Source organism: Neisseria viridiae (genome assembly GCF_962747995.1).
In the GTDB taxonomy this organism is placed as follows: domain Bacteria; phylum Pseudomonadota; class Gammaproteobacteria; order Burkholderiales; family Neisseriaceae; genus Neisseria; species Neisseria viridiae.
Genome location: NZ_CAUJAJ010000002.1, coordinates 20790 through 36313 on the forward strand (window position 1 = coordinate 20790; position 15524 = coordinate 36313).

The following is a 15524-nucleotide window of genomic DNA, read 5'->3' on the forward strand; positions in this document are numbered from 1 at the left end:
AATAAGCGCGTCCAAAGGAATCTGCCTATGATGTCGCCCGAAACCCAGAAACAGCTCAAAATTACCGATGTTTCCGCCAAGAAGCTCGACAAACTCAACCTTCATACCGCGTGGGATTTGGTGTTGCACCTGCCGCTGCGTTACGAGGACGAGACGCACATTATGCCGATTAAGGACGCGCCGATCGGCGTGCCGTGCCAGGTCGAGGGTGAGGTCATCCATCAGGAAGTAACGTTCAAACCGCGCAAGCAGTTGATTGTCCAAATCGCCGACGGTTCCGGCAGCGTCCTTTTCCTGCGCTTCATCCACTTTTACGCCAGCCATCAGAAGCAGATGGCGGCCGGCAAACGCATCCGCGCCGTGGGCGAAATCAAACACGGGTTTTACGGCGACGAGATGATTCATCCCAAAATCCGCGATGCCGAGAGCAGCGGTTTGGCGGAAAGCCTCACGCCGGTTTACCCGACTGTAAACGGCTTGAACCAGCCCACTTTGCGCCGCATCATTCAGACGGCGTTGGACGTTACGCCGCTGCACGACACCTTGCCTGATGCTTTATTAGGCCGTCTGAAGCTGCCGCACCTTGCCGAAAGCCTGCGCCTTTTGCATTCGCCGCCGCCGAGTTTCACGATTCATCAACTTTCAGACGGCACGCTGCCTGCATGGCAACGGCTCAAATTCGACGAACTTTTGGCGCAACAGCTTTCCATGCGGCTGGCGCGGCAGAAGCGTGTCAGCGGCACGGCGGCGGCATTGTGCGGCGACGGCACGTTGACCCAAGCCCTGCGCCACGCCCTACCGTTTGCCCTGACCGATGCACAAGAAAAAGTTGTTTCCGAAATCTGCCGCGATATGGCGCAAACCTACCCGATGCACCGCCTGCTGCAAGGCGATGTCGGCAGCGGCAAAACCATTGTGGCTGCTTTGTCTGCTTTGACGGCTATCGAATCCGGCGCGCAGGTGGCTGTAATGGCGCCGACCGAAATCCTTGCCGAACAGCATTTTATTAAATTTAAACAATGGCTCGAACCTTTGGGCATTGAAGTTGTCCGCCTTTTTGGCAGTTTGCGTAAAAAAGCCAAAGACGAAGCCAAAGCCAAACTCGCCGACGGCAGCGTCAAAATCGCCGTCGGCACGCACGCCCTGTTTTCAGACGGCGTGGCGTTTCACAATTTGGGTTTGACCATTGTGGACGAACAGCACCGTTTCGGCGTTGCCCAACGCCTCGCCCTCAAAAACAAAGGGCGCGACGTCCATCAATTGATGATGTCCGCCACACCCATCCCGCGCACGCTTGCGATGAGTTTTTTCGCCGACTTGGACGTGTCCGTCATCGACAAACTGCCTCCCGGGCGCACGCCGATTAAAACGCGCCTCGTCAACAACGTCCGCCGCGCCGAAGTCGAAGGCTTCGTCCTCGGCACTTGCCGCAAAGGGCGGCAGGCATACTGGGTCTGCCCGCTGATTGAAGAGAGCGAAACCCTGCAACTGCAAACCGCCGCCGAAACCCTTGCCCGGCTTCAGACGGCATTGCCCGAACTCAATATCGGACTGGTACACGGGCGCATGAAGGCCGCCGAAAAGGCCGAAGTGATGGAGCGGTTTTTTTCGGGGGAGCTGAACGTCCTGGTTGCGACTACCGTTATCGAAGTCGGCGTAGATGTGCCCAACGCCGCCCTGATGGTGATTGAACACGCCGAGCGCATGGGCTTGGCGCAGCTTCACCAATTACGCGGACGGGTAGGGCGCGGCGCAGCGGAAAGCGTGTGCGTCCTCCTGTTTGCCGAACCCTTGGGCGAACTTGCCAAAGCGCGGCTGAAAGTCATCTACGAACACACCGACGGCTTCGAAATCGCCCGCCAAGACCTCAATATCCGCGGACCCGGCGAATTTCTCGGCGCGCGTCAAAGCGGCGTGCCTATGCTGCGTTTCGCCAAACTCGAAGAAGACCTGCACCTTTTGGAACAGGCGCACGAAACCGCCCCTTTGCTGATTGAGCAAAACCCCGAAATCGTCGAAGCGCATTTGGCAAGGTGGCTTTCCGGCAGGGAAGGGTATTTGGGCGTGTGAGCAAAATGCCGTCTGAAATATTAGAAAAAAGTGTAACGGAATCTGATTTTTCGCTATTTTTGACACATTTTTATCATTTCAAATCCCGTTATTCCCAAGTGGGCGGAAATCCGGCAATGAGAAGCCGCAGAGACTTACCGGGAAAACGGCAAGCCCTCCGCCGTCATTCCCGCGCAGGCGGGAATCTGGAAATGAAAAACCACGGTGTTATCGGCAATGACTAAAGCCGGACAAATGACGGAATCGAAGCGTGTAGGAATGTGTCGGAAATCGCTGAAGCCGGATAAACTAGATTCCCGCTTTTGCGGGAATGACGGGATTTTAGGTTTTTGGTTTGTTTTCGTGGCAATGATGGGATTTTAAATTGCAGGTATTTACCGGGAAAAACGGCAAGCCCTCCGCCGTCATTCCCGCGCAGGCGGGAATCTGGAAATGAAAAACCACGGTGTTATCGGAAACGATTGAAACCGGAGAAATGACGGAATCGAAGCGTGTGGGAATGTGTCGGAAATCGCTGAAGCCGGATAAACTAGATTCCCGCTTTTGCGGGAATGACGGGATTTTAGGTTTTTGTTTTCGCGGAATAATGAGCCAAAAGCCGTCTGAACCTAAAAACCGCCGCTTTCAGACGGCATCAAAAACCGCAGGCACGATGCCTGCGGTTTGCCGTTTGCGCTTTAGGGGAGCAGGGGGATGCCGCCTAAGCCGTGCGTTTCTTCCAGTCCGAACATAATGTTCATATTTTGGACTGCCTGTCCCGCCGCGCCTTTGACGAGGTTGTCGATGACGGAAAGGACGACCCACACGTCGGATTGCGCCGCCTGTTGGATGCTGATGCGGCAGATGTTGCTTCCGCGCACGCTGCGGGTTTCGGGTATCGAACCGGCAGGCAGGATGTCCACGAACGGGCTGTCGCGGTAATAGTCGCGCAAAACGGTTTCGGGGTCGCTGCCGTCTGAAAGGTGGAGGTAAACGGTGGCGTGCATGCCGCGTATCATCGGCGCGAGGTGCGGCGTGAACACGAATCCTTCGGCGATGCCGTCCTGAAGCCCGGCGATGGTCTGCCTGATTTCGGGCAGGTGGCGGTGTCCGGCTATGCCGTAGGCTTTGAAGTTGTCGCCGGCTTCGCACAGCAGCGAACCGACATTGCCTTTCCTGCCCGCGCCGGACACGCCGGATTTGCAGTCGGCAATCAGCGGCATACCGGCTTTCAGACGGCATTGCCGCAACAGCGGCACGAGCGGCAGGGAAACGCAGGTCGGGTAGCAGCCGGGGTTGGTGACGAGGCGCGCCTGTGCGACGGCTTCGCGGTTGAGTTCGCTCAATCCGTACACGGCTTGGGAAACGAGGCCGGGAGCGGCGTGGGTCATGCCGTACCAGTGTTCCCAGGTCGGAATGTCCCGTATGCGGAAGTCGGCGGAAAGGTCGATGACGCGCACGCCCTGTTCAATCAGGCGCGGCGCGTCTTTCATAGCGATGCCGTTGGGCGTGGCGAAGAAGACGATGTCGCATTGTTCCAAACCTGCCTGCTCGGGCGTTTGGAAGGCGAGGCCGTACGCGCCGCGCAAACTCGGAAAGTAATCGGCAACCGCGATTCCGGCTTCGCTGCGGCTGGTTACGGCGGCGACTTCGACATCGGGATGGGCGGCAAGCAGGCGCAGCAGTTCCACGCCCGTGTAGCCCGTCGCGCCGACAATGCCGGCTTTGATTTTTTTGCTCATGGTTTTTCCTTTGTGTGGTTGGCGGGTATGCCGTCCGAACGCTGCGAAACTGCGGTTCGGACGGCATTCTGTTTTAAAACATACGCTGCCGTTTGCGGTTGAGCAGGAAGCCGTGTCCTGCCGAGTTGGTGCAGAGTACGCCGTTTTCGAGGCTGCCGCACTGCCAACCTGTGCCTTTGATGCTGCTGCCGTAGGCGAGGACGGGCGGTTCGGGGCTGTACGGGTAGTCGCTGTAACAGCTCATATAGGCTTTCCCTTTGTTGTCGATATTGAACACGTTGCCCCAGTCGAATCCGCATCCTTTGGGTTTCGGCATAGCGGGTTTGGTATTGCCGGTTTCACGGATGAAGCAGGATACGCCGTGCCACGGTTCTCCGCCTTCCGGCGGTCCGGTGTCGCCGCCGCAGACGATGTTGCCGCTGGGGGATTGGAAATTGACGGCGAAAATGCCGTCTGGCGCATCGGCGTGTGCGTGCGCGAAGGCGAGGGTTGCGGAAAGGATGAGGAAGGTTTTGCGTAACATGGCTTATCCTCCGGATGTTGTGGGGGAATTGGGGGAAACGGTTTGCCCGGTTTGCGCGTCAAATTCCGCCAGTGTCATGTTGAGCGTCTGCAGACAGGGCTGCATGACGGCATCGACGGTTCGGTTGGCTTTGTCTTTGTTTTGGGCGGCGGGGCGGTACACGAAGAGTTTGAAGAGTTCGTCCAGTGCGATGGAATCTGCGCCGGTTTTTAACACCCAACCCTGTCTGCCGGAATAGATATAGCCGTACCGCGCCAGCTTTTCCAAAAGCTCGCCCAATTCATCGTAGCCCATGTTGATATGCCGTCTGAACTCGGGTACGGGCAGGGCTTTGCCTTCTTTTTGCGCCGCGTCGAGCAGCAGCAGGATTTTCAATACGTCGTCAAACCGTCCGCGCGAGTCGAAGCCCCTGCGGAACGCTTCGCCCTGCCAGTAGGACAGTGAAGAAGTCAACACCGCGCCGCCCAACACCAGTGTCCACAACAGGTTCAGCCACAACAGAAAAAACGGCACGGCGGCAAATGCGCCGTAAATCGAGCGGTAGCCGTCGAAGTTGCCCATATACCAAGTGAAGAGGGAACGCGCGGTTTCCAGACAAAACGCTGTTGCCAAAGCCCCGACAAACGCCTGCCGCGCGGGAACGAAGCGGTTTGGCACGAAGCGGTACAGCCCCCACAGCAAAAGCGTCATGAAGGTCAGCGTCGCCGCCGTCCGCAACGCGCCCGACCACTGCGGCGCACCTGAGGCAAGCGCGGCATCCTGTACCGACCCGACCATAAAGGAAATGCCCACGCCCAAAGACAGCGGCCCGAACGTCAGTAATGCCCAATAGACGAGGAACTGCATCATCCACGGACGCTGGGAATTGACCCGCCAGATGCGGTTGAACGTATTGTCTATCGTCCGAATCAGCATCAGCGAGGTAACGACCAGCATTACGCTGCCGATTGCCGTCAGCCGGTTCGCCTGCTCGCGGAACGCATTGATATAGTCGAACACCATGTCCGCGCCCTGCGGCACAATGGTCTGGTTGACGAAGGAGACGAACGAATCCGACCAGCGGTCGAACACGGGGAAAATCGAAGCGACCGCCACCATCACGGTCAGCACGGGGACGAGTGCCAGCAGCGTCGTAAACGTCATGCTTGCCGCCGCCTGCGGTACGCGTTCTTCATCAAAGCGGCGGACGACGAACCATGCAAACGCACAGATTTTATTGTCTGCCAAACCTTGCAAACGTTGTAAAAAGGTCATAATTTCTTGCCCGGTCAGTAGGTTGGGCGTTGATGCCCGATGTTATAGCCAGTTTTGCCGTCAGGAACAAATGCCTGAACCGCGGCTGTTTCAGACGGCATCGGGACAACCGTTATGCCGTCTGAAGACCGAACCATTTTAACGGAATCCGCCTATGAACCCAAATCCCCCTCAAAATCCTCGTCCTCTACTATTCCCAAAACGGCAGCCCCCGCAATCCCGCCCGCCGAATCGCTCGCGGCATCGACAGCGTCGAAGGTTGTGAAGCCGTATCGCTTACCGTTCCCAAAGTGTCCGCCGTCTGCGAAGCCGTCGAAAAAGATATTCCCGACAGCGGCCCCGTCCCGACCGCCGAAGAAAACGACACCGCTTTCGCACAAGGCAGACGGCTTGGCGTTCAGATGCCGTCTGAACGCGTTTGCCTGTATAATCCGCGTCTTTACTGTCCAACTTCGCGGTTCGCAAACCTCCCGCGTTACCAAAACTAGGATTCGATATGTCAAACCAAAAAGCCTTGGTCATCTTTTCGGGCGGTCAGGATTCGACCACCTGCCTGATTCAGGCAATCCAAACCTACGGGCGCGAAAACGTCCAAGCCATCACCTTCCGATACGGGCAACGCCACGCCGTCGAGCTGGAACGCGCAGAATGGATCGCGCAGGATTTGGGTGTCAGTCAAACCGTACTCGATTTGAGCCTGATGCGGCAGATTACGCATAACGCCCTGATGGACGAAGCCGCCGCCATCGAAACCGCCGGCAATGGCGTTCCCAATACCTTTGTGGACGGGCGCAACGCGCTTTTCCTGCTTTACGCCGCCATTTTTGCCAAAGGGCGGGGCATCCGGCACATCATCGCGGGCGTGTGCGAAACCGACTTTTCCGGCTATCCCGACTGCCGCGACGTGTTCGTCAAATCGATGAACGTTACCCTTAATCTGGCGATGGACTATGATTTCCAAATACACACGCCGCTGATGTACCTGACCAAGGCGCAAACTTGGGCGTTGGCGGATGAAATGGGCGTGCTGGACTATATCCGCGAGCAGACCCACACCTGCTATAACGGCATCGTCGGCGGCTGCCGCGAATGCCCGAGCTGCGTGTTGCGCGAGCGTGGGCTGGCGGAATATTTGGAAAGTAAAAAGGCCGTCTGAACGCGCGCAAAGCACAAGGAATACGATATGCCCAAGCTTCATATGTTTTACCTCGGCGGTAACGCAGGCAGTTCCAATATCGAAGTGCACGACATCCAATTTGCCGTGTGCGACGACTACCGCGAAGCCGTCCCCGCACTCAAAGCCGCGTGGTTCGGCGATGCGGACAAAATCCACATCGACGGTTGGCAGGTTGTCGAATGGGCGGACGGTTACGACATCGCCGTATCCGAAATGCCCAAAACGGAAATGCCGTCTGAACACGCCCCGCGCCTGTATTTTGCCAATGTCGGCGGTTATCGCGCGGGGCAGCTTGCCGAGGCGCACGCGTTCGGGCTGTTCGCCGCCGCCACGCCTGCCGAAGCCAAACAAAAAGCCCTGCAAACCCTGTTGACCGACCATGTTCAGCAACATAAAGACAACTTAAAAGACGTGGACAACCTGCTTGCGCTCGACCGCATCGGCAATTTCCATATCCGCCTGACCCCGAATCCGCACGGCAAACCCGCCGAAATCGGCTTTCAAGGCTATTTGCCCATTTGAAGCAGCGGATATGTTTCCACGCAAAACGACACATCAAGCCACCCGCCGCGCACCGTCCCGGGCGGAAAGCGGCGGAGTTTTCACTGAAAAGGAATCGGGATGAAAATTACCAAGATATTTACCTTCGACTCCTCGCATATGCTCGACGGGCATGATGGCAAATGCCAAAACCTGCACGGGCATACCTACAAACTCGAAATCACCGTTTCAGACGGCATCATCAAAGGCGGCGCGAAAGACGGTATGGTGATGGACTTTACTGACTTGAAAGCCATTGTGAAACAACATATTACCGACCCCTTCGACCACGCCTTCATCTACCACGGCGGCAACGGTCGCGAATCTCAAATCGCCGCACTCTTGGAAGGCTGGAACATGAAAACCCTGCGCCTGCCCTGCCGCACCACTGCCGAAAATATGGCAGTCGAAATGTATGGCCGTCTGAAAAACGCGGGGTTGAACGTGTGCAGCGTGAAATTGTGGGAAACGCCGACATCGTGCGCGGAGTATGAAGGAGGGTAGGGAATATCTTGAACGTATCGATATAGTGAATTTGAATGAAACTTGCACTAAGCCGGCATTCCCGCGCAGGCGGGAATCCAGACCTTGATTTATCAGGAATATTTAAAAATTGCAGCAATTCCAAATCTCTGGATTCCCTCCTGCGCGGGAATGACAGTGTGGGGCGTCCTTATTTGAATCTGCTTTATAGTGGATTAAATTTAAACCAGTACAGCGTTGCCTCGCCTTAGCTCAAAGAGAACGATTCTCTAAGGTGCTGAAGCATCAAGTGAATCGGTTCCGTACTATTTGTACTGTCTGCGGCTTCGTCGCCTTGTCCTGATTTTTGTTAATCCACTAGTGGTACAAAATTCAAGATAGATTTCAAAGGGAGAGTTAATATTGTTAATTAAAAAAATAATTTTATGGGTAGTTATGACTTTATTTTGGATTTTCATTTTTTATCCAAATGAGAAGGAATTATCAACAAAACGATTTATTTTTGAGAAGTCATACAGTTATAATTCTGGCATACCATTTAACTATTTCTTAATAGATAAAAATCAGAATTCCATTATTTATTTCTTTATTAATAACTATATAGAAGAGGGTAACTTTATTTATTTTTCATATATTGATGGAGGTATTGTGCATGATTTCTGCTATACAAATAAAAAGTTAAAGCTATTACGTATTAACAAACTAACTGATAGTATAGAAAATGCTCAAATAAATAAGCACCAAATAGTTTTTGATAAAATTAATAAAATAAAATACAGTGATTTAACATGGTTGCAAAGTGAATATAATAGATGCAAGTAAATTTCTGTATTGATTATTTATTGGAAAAATTGCATTGTTTACACTTTTTTCATGCTGATCAGTGCACAGGTAGGGGGCGTGCTGGGGCAGAATGCGGTGGAGAATAATGCCCTAGACCGTTTGGACGGATTCACACCCGGCGAACGAAGCCTGAGAGCCAGAGCAGATAAGATCTACCAATATACCGTAAAACGGTTTTTTCTCCTGCACGGATTCCCCGTCTTTTCAAACGGCATTCCATCTCAAACGTACCCATTAAAAGGAACACCCATGAAACTCCTCGCCACCCTCCTTGTCCTCCTCGTCGCTGCCGAACATTTCTACATCGCCTGGCTTGAAATGACACAGATTCCCAGCGAAAAAGCGGCGGAAATATTCAAGCTGCCTTATGAATTTATGGAACAAAAGCGCGTGCAGACCCTGTTTGGCAACCAAGGGCTGTACAACGGCTTTCTTGCCGTCGGGCTTTTGTGGGCGCAGTTTGCCGCGCCGGATAACGCCGTGTACGGCGCGACAGTACTGTTTCTCGGCTTCGTCCTGATTGCCGCCGCGTGGGGCGCGTTCTCTTCCGGCAACAAAGGCATACTCGTCAAACAAGGTTTGCCCGCGATGCTGGCAGCCGCTGCGGTATTGGCGGTATGAAAAAAATCAGCGTCGCCCCCGAAAATCCCCAATACCGTATCGTCGAAATTTTCGAGAGCCTGCAAGGCGAGGGCTGGAATACTGGTATGCCCGCCGTGTTCGTCCGCTTGGGCAAATGCAACCTCGCCTGCGGCTGGTGTGATACCGATTATTTGACATTCGGCATGATGAGCCTGTCCGACATCTTAGGCCGTCTGAAAGCCTATGCCGCCCGCAACATCATCATCACCGGCGGCGAGCCGACCATACAGCCGCATCTCGACACCCTCTTGAACGCGCTCAAGGCGGAAGGCTATTTCCTCTGTATCGAAACCAACGGCCTTAAGCCCGCGCCGCCGCAAATCGACTATGTCGCCACCAGCCCCAAAGTCTGCTACTCCGACAAATATGAAACAAACTGCATCGCCGAAGCCGACGAAGTGCGCATCGTGGCGGACGGCGATGTCCTTGCGTTCTGCGAAAATATGGAACGCAAAATCCGCGCGCATCATTACTACCTTTCGCCCTGCGAACAAGACGGTGCGATGAACATCTACGACACCATCCGCCAAATCGGTATTCTGAACGGCCGCCCCGATGCGCCCGTCCATTGGCAGTTGAGCGTGCAGACGCATAAATGGGCGGGGATAGAGTAGTTTAAGCAGTGTAACTCAAAGGGACGGCGTACCGTTTTGCCGATGTTTGACATATGGGGAAAGTGTACCGCTTCCGCGTGAAACTGCCCACATTTCCGCTGCCTAATTGGTTTGTAACCTTACTGAATAAGATGCCGTCGTTGAGTACAAGCTCGGCTTCCTAAATTCTGATAGTCTTTTGAACCTTGCCGATACCCTTTGTCAGTGCACGCAAATAGCAGGGTTAGGGAAAACGAAATGCCGTCTGAAACAGCATTCTGTTTCAGACGGCATTTTTCTGTTGCCGCCAAAAGGAAAAACCGCCCCGGCAATCGATGCCGAGGCGGTTTGAATATGGTCGGAATGAGAGGATTCGAACCTCCGACCCCTTCGTCCCGAACGAAGTGCGCTACCGGGCTGCGCTACATTCCGAATTAAGTAAGGCGTGATTATAGCGCAAAAAATACGGCGTGCCTATACCGTTTTGCCTTTTTGCAGCGTGTCGGGCGGATTTAAAAGGCCTCTCCGACTTTCACGCCGCCTGCTGTGTCTTGCGGCGAGGCCAGACCGGCAACAAAGGCTTGCGCCGCTTGGAAATCCGTTGTCTGCATAACGGCTTGTGCTGTCTCATGACCGAGCGAGTTTTCCATGTATTGCCAACGTCCCGCCAAATCCGGGTTGTCGGGAATGGTGAAACCGTCGCGCAATTCATCGACCAAGTCGGGACGGTTGCAGACCAATATGATGTCGCAACCTGCTTCAAACGACAGTCGGGCGCGTTCTTTGATACCGCCGGCTCCGCATGCGCCTTCCATGGTCAAATCGTCAGAGAAAATCACGCCTTTGAATCCGATATCGCGGCGCAAAATTTGTTTGAGCCAGATTTCGGAAAACCCTGCGGGCTTTGTGTCCACTTGCGGATAAACGACGTGGGCAGGCATGACCGCCGCCATACCTTCCCGGCTCATGCCGCGGAAGGGGATAAGGTCGGCGGTTTCGAGTTCGGACAGGCTGCGCCTGTCTTCCGGCAAGACCAGATGGCTGTCTCCTTCGACAAATCCGTGTCCGGGAAAATGTTTGCCGCATGATTTCATGCCGCCTTCTTCCAAACCTTTTTGAAGGGCGAGGGCAAGACGGGTTACGGCTTCGGGGTTACGGTGGAAACTGCGGTTGCCGATGACGGCGCAGTTTCCCCAGTCCAAATCTAAGACGGGCGTGAAGGACAAGTCGATGCCGCAGGCGGAAAGCTCGGTTGCCAAAACCCGGCCGACTTGTCCGGCGGCGGTTTCGGCGGCGGACGCGCCGTCTTTGTCCCAAATTTGTCCTAAAACGTTCATTGCGGGCAAGCGGGTAAATCCTTGGATAAACCGTTGCACCCTTCCGCCTTCGTGATCGACGGCGATAATGAGTTTGGGTGTGCGCAGGGCTTTGATTTCGGCGGTGAGTTCTTTGAGCTGTGCGATATTTTGGAAGTTGCGGCGGAACAGGATGACTCCGCCGACGGCGGGATCGAGAAGGCGTTGCTTTTCTTCTCCGGTCAGGCGGAAGGCGGCAATGTCAGCCATTACGGGGCCGCGCGGAATACAGGGAACAGTCATTTCGGTTTGCTCCAAAAAGCTTCAGACGGCATATGCCGTCTGAACAGGGAAAGGGGTCAGGCGTTGGCGCGTTTTTTATCTTTCAACAGAAAAATCAGCACCGCCAATACAATGCCTGTCGTGCCAAAGCCCAACAGCGCGGATTTTGTCAGACCCAATGCGAGGTAGCCCGATGCGGCTGCGGCTGCAACCGTCAAGGCGTAAGGCAGTTGCGAGGTAACGTGGTCGATGTGGTTACAGCGCGCGCCGGTGGAAGACAGGATGGTCGTGTCGGAGATGGGCGAACAGTGGTCGCCGCATACCGCCCCCGCCATCACGGCGGACATACACGGGATAATCAGTGAGGGATCGACTTTGACCGCCATGGCGGCGGCAATCGGCAGCATGATGCCGAACGTCCCCCAGCTTGTGCCGGTGGCAAACGCCATTACGCTGGCGAGCAGGAAGAGGATGACGGGCAGGAAGCCGGGATGGATGTTGCCCGCAACCAGTGTGGAGAGGTAATCGCCGGTGTGCATTTCGCCGACAACCGTACTGATGAGCCAAGCGAGGATTAAAATGGCGATTGCGCCGAACATGGATTTCGCACCCTGCCAAACGGCTTTGGGATAGTCGGCGGTTTTAATCGTGCCGAGCGTGCAGAGGACGACGGCAAGCACACCGCAAGTGCCGCCGAAGACCAGCGAAGTGTTTACGTCGGTATTTTCAAATGCCCCCAAAATGCTGAAGGTTTCGCTTGCCTGCGCGCCGGTGTAGATCATGGCGGAAACCGTTGAGGCGATTAAGGCCAAAACGGGAATAATCAATGCGTAAACCCTGCCCCGGCTGCCGTCTGAAACGGCGGTTTCATCATGGGTTTCGTTCAAAGCGGCTTGTTCGAAACGTGCCATCGAGCCGATGTCGAAGGAAAACCATGCGACGACGAACACCATAATCAGGGCAAACAGTGCGTAATAGTTCATCAGGCTCATGGCGACAAACGTCCCCATCGGCGTGTATTCGGTGATTTTGTAGGTAACGAGCAATCCGGCAAGCGTGGCGATAATCGACGCGCCCCAGCTTGAAACGGGCATCAGCACGCACATGGGCGCGGCGGTGGAGTCGAGGATGTAGGCGAGTTTGGCGCGGGAAACTTTGAACTTGTCGGTAACGGGGCGGGCAATCGCACCGACGGCGAGGCTGTGGAAATAGTCGTCGATAAAGGTTACGAACACGAGGCAGGCGGTCAGCATTTTCGCGCCGCGCCGGTTTTTAATGTGCCGTTTTGCCCAGTCGGCAAACGCCTGATTGCTGCCGGAGTAGGTCAGCAGTGAAGTGAAAATGCCCAAAAGTATCAGGAAAACCAAGATTTTTGGTTTGCCCAGCGACCAATCGCCGTCTGACCAAGCCAAGCCGACGACCATATCTTTCAGGTGTGTCAGACCGTCGACGGGGTTGCCGCCGACCAAAAAGGCAACGCCGACCAAAATACCGATGCCTAAAGACAGCAGTACGCGACGGGTAATGACGGCAAGTGCCAGTGCCAAAAAGGGTGGCACAACCGAGAAAAATGAATGTGAATAGTCAATCAGCTGCATGGTTTATGGGGGTGTCAAGCGTCCGGATGGGAGGGTATCTGTCCGCCTCCGGTTTGGGTTTTGTTGGCAAAATGGGCGGAAATATTTTTTGTTGTAAAAAATATTTGTTTAAAATCAGCCAACTGATTTTTGTAAAATGCCCGTTAATCGGTATTGACTGGCATTTTATCATTTAAAAAATATTTTGGTTAAATTATGTGTGTTATTGCAGGTTTAATGCGATGAACAGCGTGTTGCCACGGCGCATGACCAGCAGGGGGACGTTTTTGCCTGCCTTGTCCATCGCTTTGCGGAAACCGGCTTCGTCATTGACGGGGACTTGCCCGACGGCAAGAATTTCGTCGCCGCGCCTCAAGCCTGCGCGTTCTGCCGCATCGGAAACCCGTACGACGACGAGGTGTCCGCCGCTGCTGTCGGTATGTGTCTGAAGGGTAATGCCTGCGGATTCGACCGAGAACGTACCGGACTGCTGTTCGGTGTAGGGGGCTTCATCTGTTTTGGATGATGCGCCGGTATGCTCGGCGGCGTTGCCCAGCTTGACTTTGATTGTGATTTCTTCGCCTTTGCGCCATACGCCGAGGCTGACTTCTTTTCCCGGCGTAATGGCGCCGACCATAACGGGAAGGTCTCCGGAAGAACGTATTTCTTCTCCGTTGAGGCTGCGTATGATGTCGCCTGCCTGTAAGCCTGCACGTTCTGCGGGGCTGCCGGGAAGGATTTTGGTAATCAATGCGCCGCTGGCTTTATCCAGACCGAACGATTGCGCCAAGCCGTAGGATACTTCCTGAATGATGACACCCAGTTGCCCGCGTTGGACTTTGCCGGTGTTTTTCAGTTGTTCGGCAACATTCATGGCAACGTCAATCGGGATGGCGAAGGAAATGCCCATAAATCCGCCGCTGCGGCTGTATATTTGCGAATTGATGCCGACGACCTGTCCTTTCAGGTTGAACAGCGGACCGCCGGAGTTGCCCGGATTGATGGCAACGTCGGTTTGGATGAAGGGTGTGTAGCTTTCGTTGGGCAGGCTTCTGCCTTTGGCGGACACAATGCCGGAGGTAACGCTGTTGTCGAAGCCGAAGGGTGCGCCGATGGCGGCTACCCATTCGCCGGGTTTCAAATCTTTGGGATTGCCGATTTTGACGACGGGCAGCTCTTCCGTTGCATCGATTTTCAGAAGGGCGACATCGGATTGGACATCCGAGCCGATGAGCTTGGCAGTATATTCGCGCTTGTCGTTGAGCAGGACTTTGATGCTGCCCATGCCGGTAACGACGTGCGTATTGGTCAGAATATAGCCGTCTTTGCTGATGATGAAGCCCGAACCGAAGTTCAATCCACCGTTATCTGCTTCTTCTTGGGGGATTTCGGGCATATTCGGGACGAGGCGTTTGAAAAATTCGTAGAACGGGTCGTTGTCGGCAATCGGGTCGGAATCGTTTTCGGCATTGCCGCTGCCGTTTTGGGTGCGCGGGGCGGGGGCTGCCTGAATATTGACGACTGCCGGACCTTCGCTTTGCACCAGTTGGGCAAAGTCGGGCAGCAGCATACTGACGCTGCCGTCGTCTTTGGTGTGTTCGATGCGTTCTACGAAGGGTGCTTCTTTTTTGTCCGCACCGAAAAAGCTGCCTGCCTTGTCGCAGCCTGCCAGCGAGGCGGCACACAGTGCTGCCAAAGCGAGGTATTGGTATTTTTTGAACACGTTTCGTCCTTTGTGTTGTGCCGATATTGACTTCAATGCCGTCTGAAGCGCATTTTGTCGGCTTCAGACGGCATAGGTTGAAATTCTACAACGTCCGTCCGAATTTTCAAGCATTTCATTTTGAAGGGCGGCGGCGGTCAGGTTTTGGCAGGATATTCGCACAAATCGTTGATGATGCAGGTTTGGCATTGCGGTTTGAGTGCCTTGCAGGTGTAGCGTCCGTGCAGGATGAGCCAGTGGTGCGCGTCCATCAGGAACTCTTTAGGAATGAAGCGCATCAGTTTGTCTTCGACTTCGCGAACGTCTTTTCCGGGTGCGATTTTGGTTCGGTTGGACACGCGGAAAATATGCGTATCGACCGCCATAACGGGATGGCCGAACGCCGTGTTCAATACCACGTTTGCCGTTTTGCGCCCCACGCCCGGCAACGATTCCAAAGCCTCGCGGTCTTCCGGCACTTCGCCGTTGTATTTTTCCAGCAGGATGCGGCAGGTCTGCATGATGTGCTTGGACTTGGTTTTATATAACCCGATGGTTTTCGTGTATTCCATCACGCCGTCCAAGCCCAAATCCAGCATCGCCTGCGGCGTATCGGCAACCGGAAACAGTTTCGCCGTCGCCTTGTTCACGCCGACGTCGGTCGCCTGCGCCGAAAGCAGAACGGCGATTAAAAGCTCGAAAGGGGAGTTGAAATTCAGCTCGGTGGTCGGATGGGGGTTGGCGGCGCGGAAGCGTTCGAAAATTTCTTGGCGGATGTGTCTGTTCATTTTTTTATACGGTGGGTTTGTGTGTTCGGCATTA

The 15524-nt window shown here is 54.6% G+C and carries 15 protein-coding genes, 1 tRNA gene and 1 pseudogene; 9 read left to right on the top strand and 8 right to left on the bottom strand.

Going from position 1 to position 15524, the window contains the following annotated elements; translation table 11 throughout:
* Nucleotides 1-27: 27 nt before the first annotated feature.
* Nucleotides 28-2070 (top strand): ATP-dependent DNA helicase RecG, encoded by a 2043-nt coding sequence (recG, locus tag Q9J79_RS01985; protein ID WP_301912388.1) that lies wholly within the window; start codon nt 28-30, stop codon nt 2068-2070.
* Between the two features lie 5 nt (nt 2071-2075).
* Entirely contained in the window at nt 2076-2294 is a 219-nt protein-coding gene (locus Q9J79_RS01990; RefSeq protein ID WP_301912389.1) for a hypothetical protein, read from the top strand.
* A 453-nt stretch (nt 2295-2747) separates the two neighbouring features.
* Here Q9J79_RS01990 and argC read toward each other — a convergent pair whose 3' ends face one another.
* From argC to Q9J79_RS02005, 3 genes are all read right to left on the bottom strand, one after another.
* Complete coding sequence (gene argC / locus Q9J79_RS01995; protein ID WP_301912390.1) at nt 2748-3791, bottom strand: N-acetyl-gamma-glutamyl-phosphate reductase; 1044 nt, start codon at nt 3789-3791, stop codon at nt 2748-2750.
* Nucleotides 3792-3864: 73 nt separating this feature from the next.
* Nucleotides 3865-4314: a DUF6636 domain-containing protein gene (locus Q9J79_RS02000; protein ID WP_301912391.1), complete on the bottom strand. Its 450-nt coding sequence runs from the start codon at nt 4312-4314 to the stop codon at nt 3865-3867.
* 3 nt (nt 4315-4317) lie between these two features.
* A complete protein-coding gene (locus Q9J79_RS02005; RefSeq protein ID WP_301912392.1) occupies nt 4318-5568 on the bottom strand; it encodes a YihY family inner membrane protein in 1251 nt (416 codons plus the stop codon).
* A 154-nt stretch (nt 5569-5722) separates the two neighbouring features.
* Here Q9J79_RS02005 and Q9J79_RS02010 point away from each other — a divergent pair.
* From Q9J79_RS02010 to Q9J79_RS02040, 7 genes and pseudogenes are all read left to right on the top strand, one after another.
* Nucleotides 5723-5945, top strand: a pseudogene (locus tag Q9J79_RS02010) (NAD(P)H:quinone oxidoreductase); the annotation flags it as partial.
* Between the two features lie 119 nt (nt 5946-6064).
* Nucleotides 6065-6724 carry a 7-cyano-7-deazaguanine synthase QueC gene (gene queC, locus Q9J79_RS02015; protein ID WP_301912393.1) on the top strand — a complete coding sequence of 220 codons (660 nt, stop codon included), beginning with the start codon at nt 6065-6067 and terminating at the stop codon, nt 6722-6724.
* Between the two features lie 27 nt (nt 6725-6751).
* A complete protein-coding gene (locus tag Q9J79_RS02020) occupies nt 6752-7267 on the top strand; it encodes a DUF1543 domain-containing protein (RefSeq protein WP_301912394.1) in 516 nt (171 codons plus the stop codon).
* Between the two features lie 99 nt (nt 7268-7366).
* A complete protein-coding gene (gene queD / locus Q9J79_RS02025; protein WP_301912395.1) occupies nt 7367-7789 on the top strand; it encodes a 6-carboxytetrahydropterin synthase QueD in 423 nt (140 codons plus the stop codon).
* A 381-nt stretch (nt 7790-8170) separates the two neighbouring features.
* Nucleotides 8171-8590, top strand: coding sequence for a hypothetical protein (locus Q9J79_RS02030; RefSeq protein ID WP_042508533.1), 420 nt, complete (start codon nt 8171-8173; stop codon nt 8588-8590).
* A 270-nt stretch (nt 8591-8860) separates the two neighbouring features.
* On the top strand, nt 8861-9232 hold the full coding sequence (locus Q9J79_RS02035) for a DUF1304 domain-containing protein (protein WP_301912396.1): 372 nt from the start codon (nt 8861-8863) through the stop codon (nt 9230-9232).
* Entirely contained in the window at nt 9229-9867 is a 639-nt protein-coding gene (locus tag Q9J79_RS02040; protein WP_301912397.1) for a 7-carboxy-7-deazaguanine synthase QueE, read from the top strand. Before Q9J79_RS02035 ends, Q9J79_RS02040 begins: the two co-directional genes overlap by 4 nt.
* A 334-nt stretch (nt 9868-10201) precedes the next feature.
* On the opposite strand, the gene Q9J79_RS02045 is transcribed toward Q9J79_RS02040, so the two are convergent.
* The 5 genes from Q9J79_RS02045 to nth form a co-directional block, all read right to left on the bottom strand.
* A tRNA-Pro gene (locus tag Q9J79_RS02045) sits at nt 10202-10278 on the bottom strand.
* Nucleotides 10279-10358: 80 nt separating this feature from the next.
* On the bottom strand, nt 10359-11444 hold the full coding sequence (gene nagZ, locus Q9J79_RS02050; protein ID WP_301912510.1) for a beta-N-acetylhexosaminidase: 1086 nt from the start codon (nt 11442-11444) through the stop codon (nt 10359-10361).
* A gap of 56 nt (nt 11445-11500) precedes the next feature.
* On the bottom strand, nt 11501-13021 hold the full coding sequence (locus tag Q9J79_RS02055) for a Na+/H+ antiporter NhaC family protein (RefSeq protein WP_301912398.1): 1521 nt from the start codon (nt 13019-13021) through the stop codon (nt 11501-11503).
* Between the two features lie 202 nt (nt 13022-13223).
* Nucleotides 13224-14723, bottom strand: coding sequence for a DegQ family serine endoprotease (locus tag Q9J79_RS02060; RefSeq protein ID WP_301912400.1), 1500 nt, complete (start codon nt 14721-14723; stop codon nt 13224-13226).
* Between the two features lie 137 nt (nt 14724-14860).
* Entirely contained in the window at nt 14861-15490 is a 630-nt protein-coding gene (nth, locus tag Q9J79_RS02065) for an endonuclease III (protein WP_127203072.1), read from the bottom strand.
* Between the last annotated feature and the right edge of the window lie 34 nt (nt 15491-15524).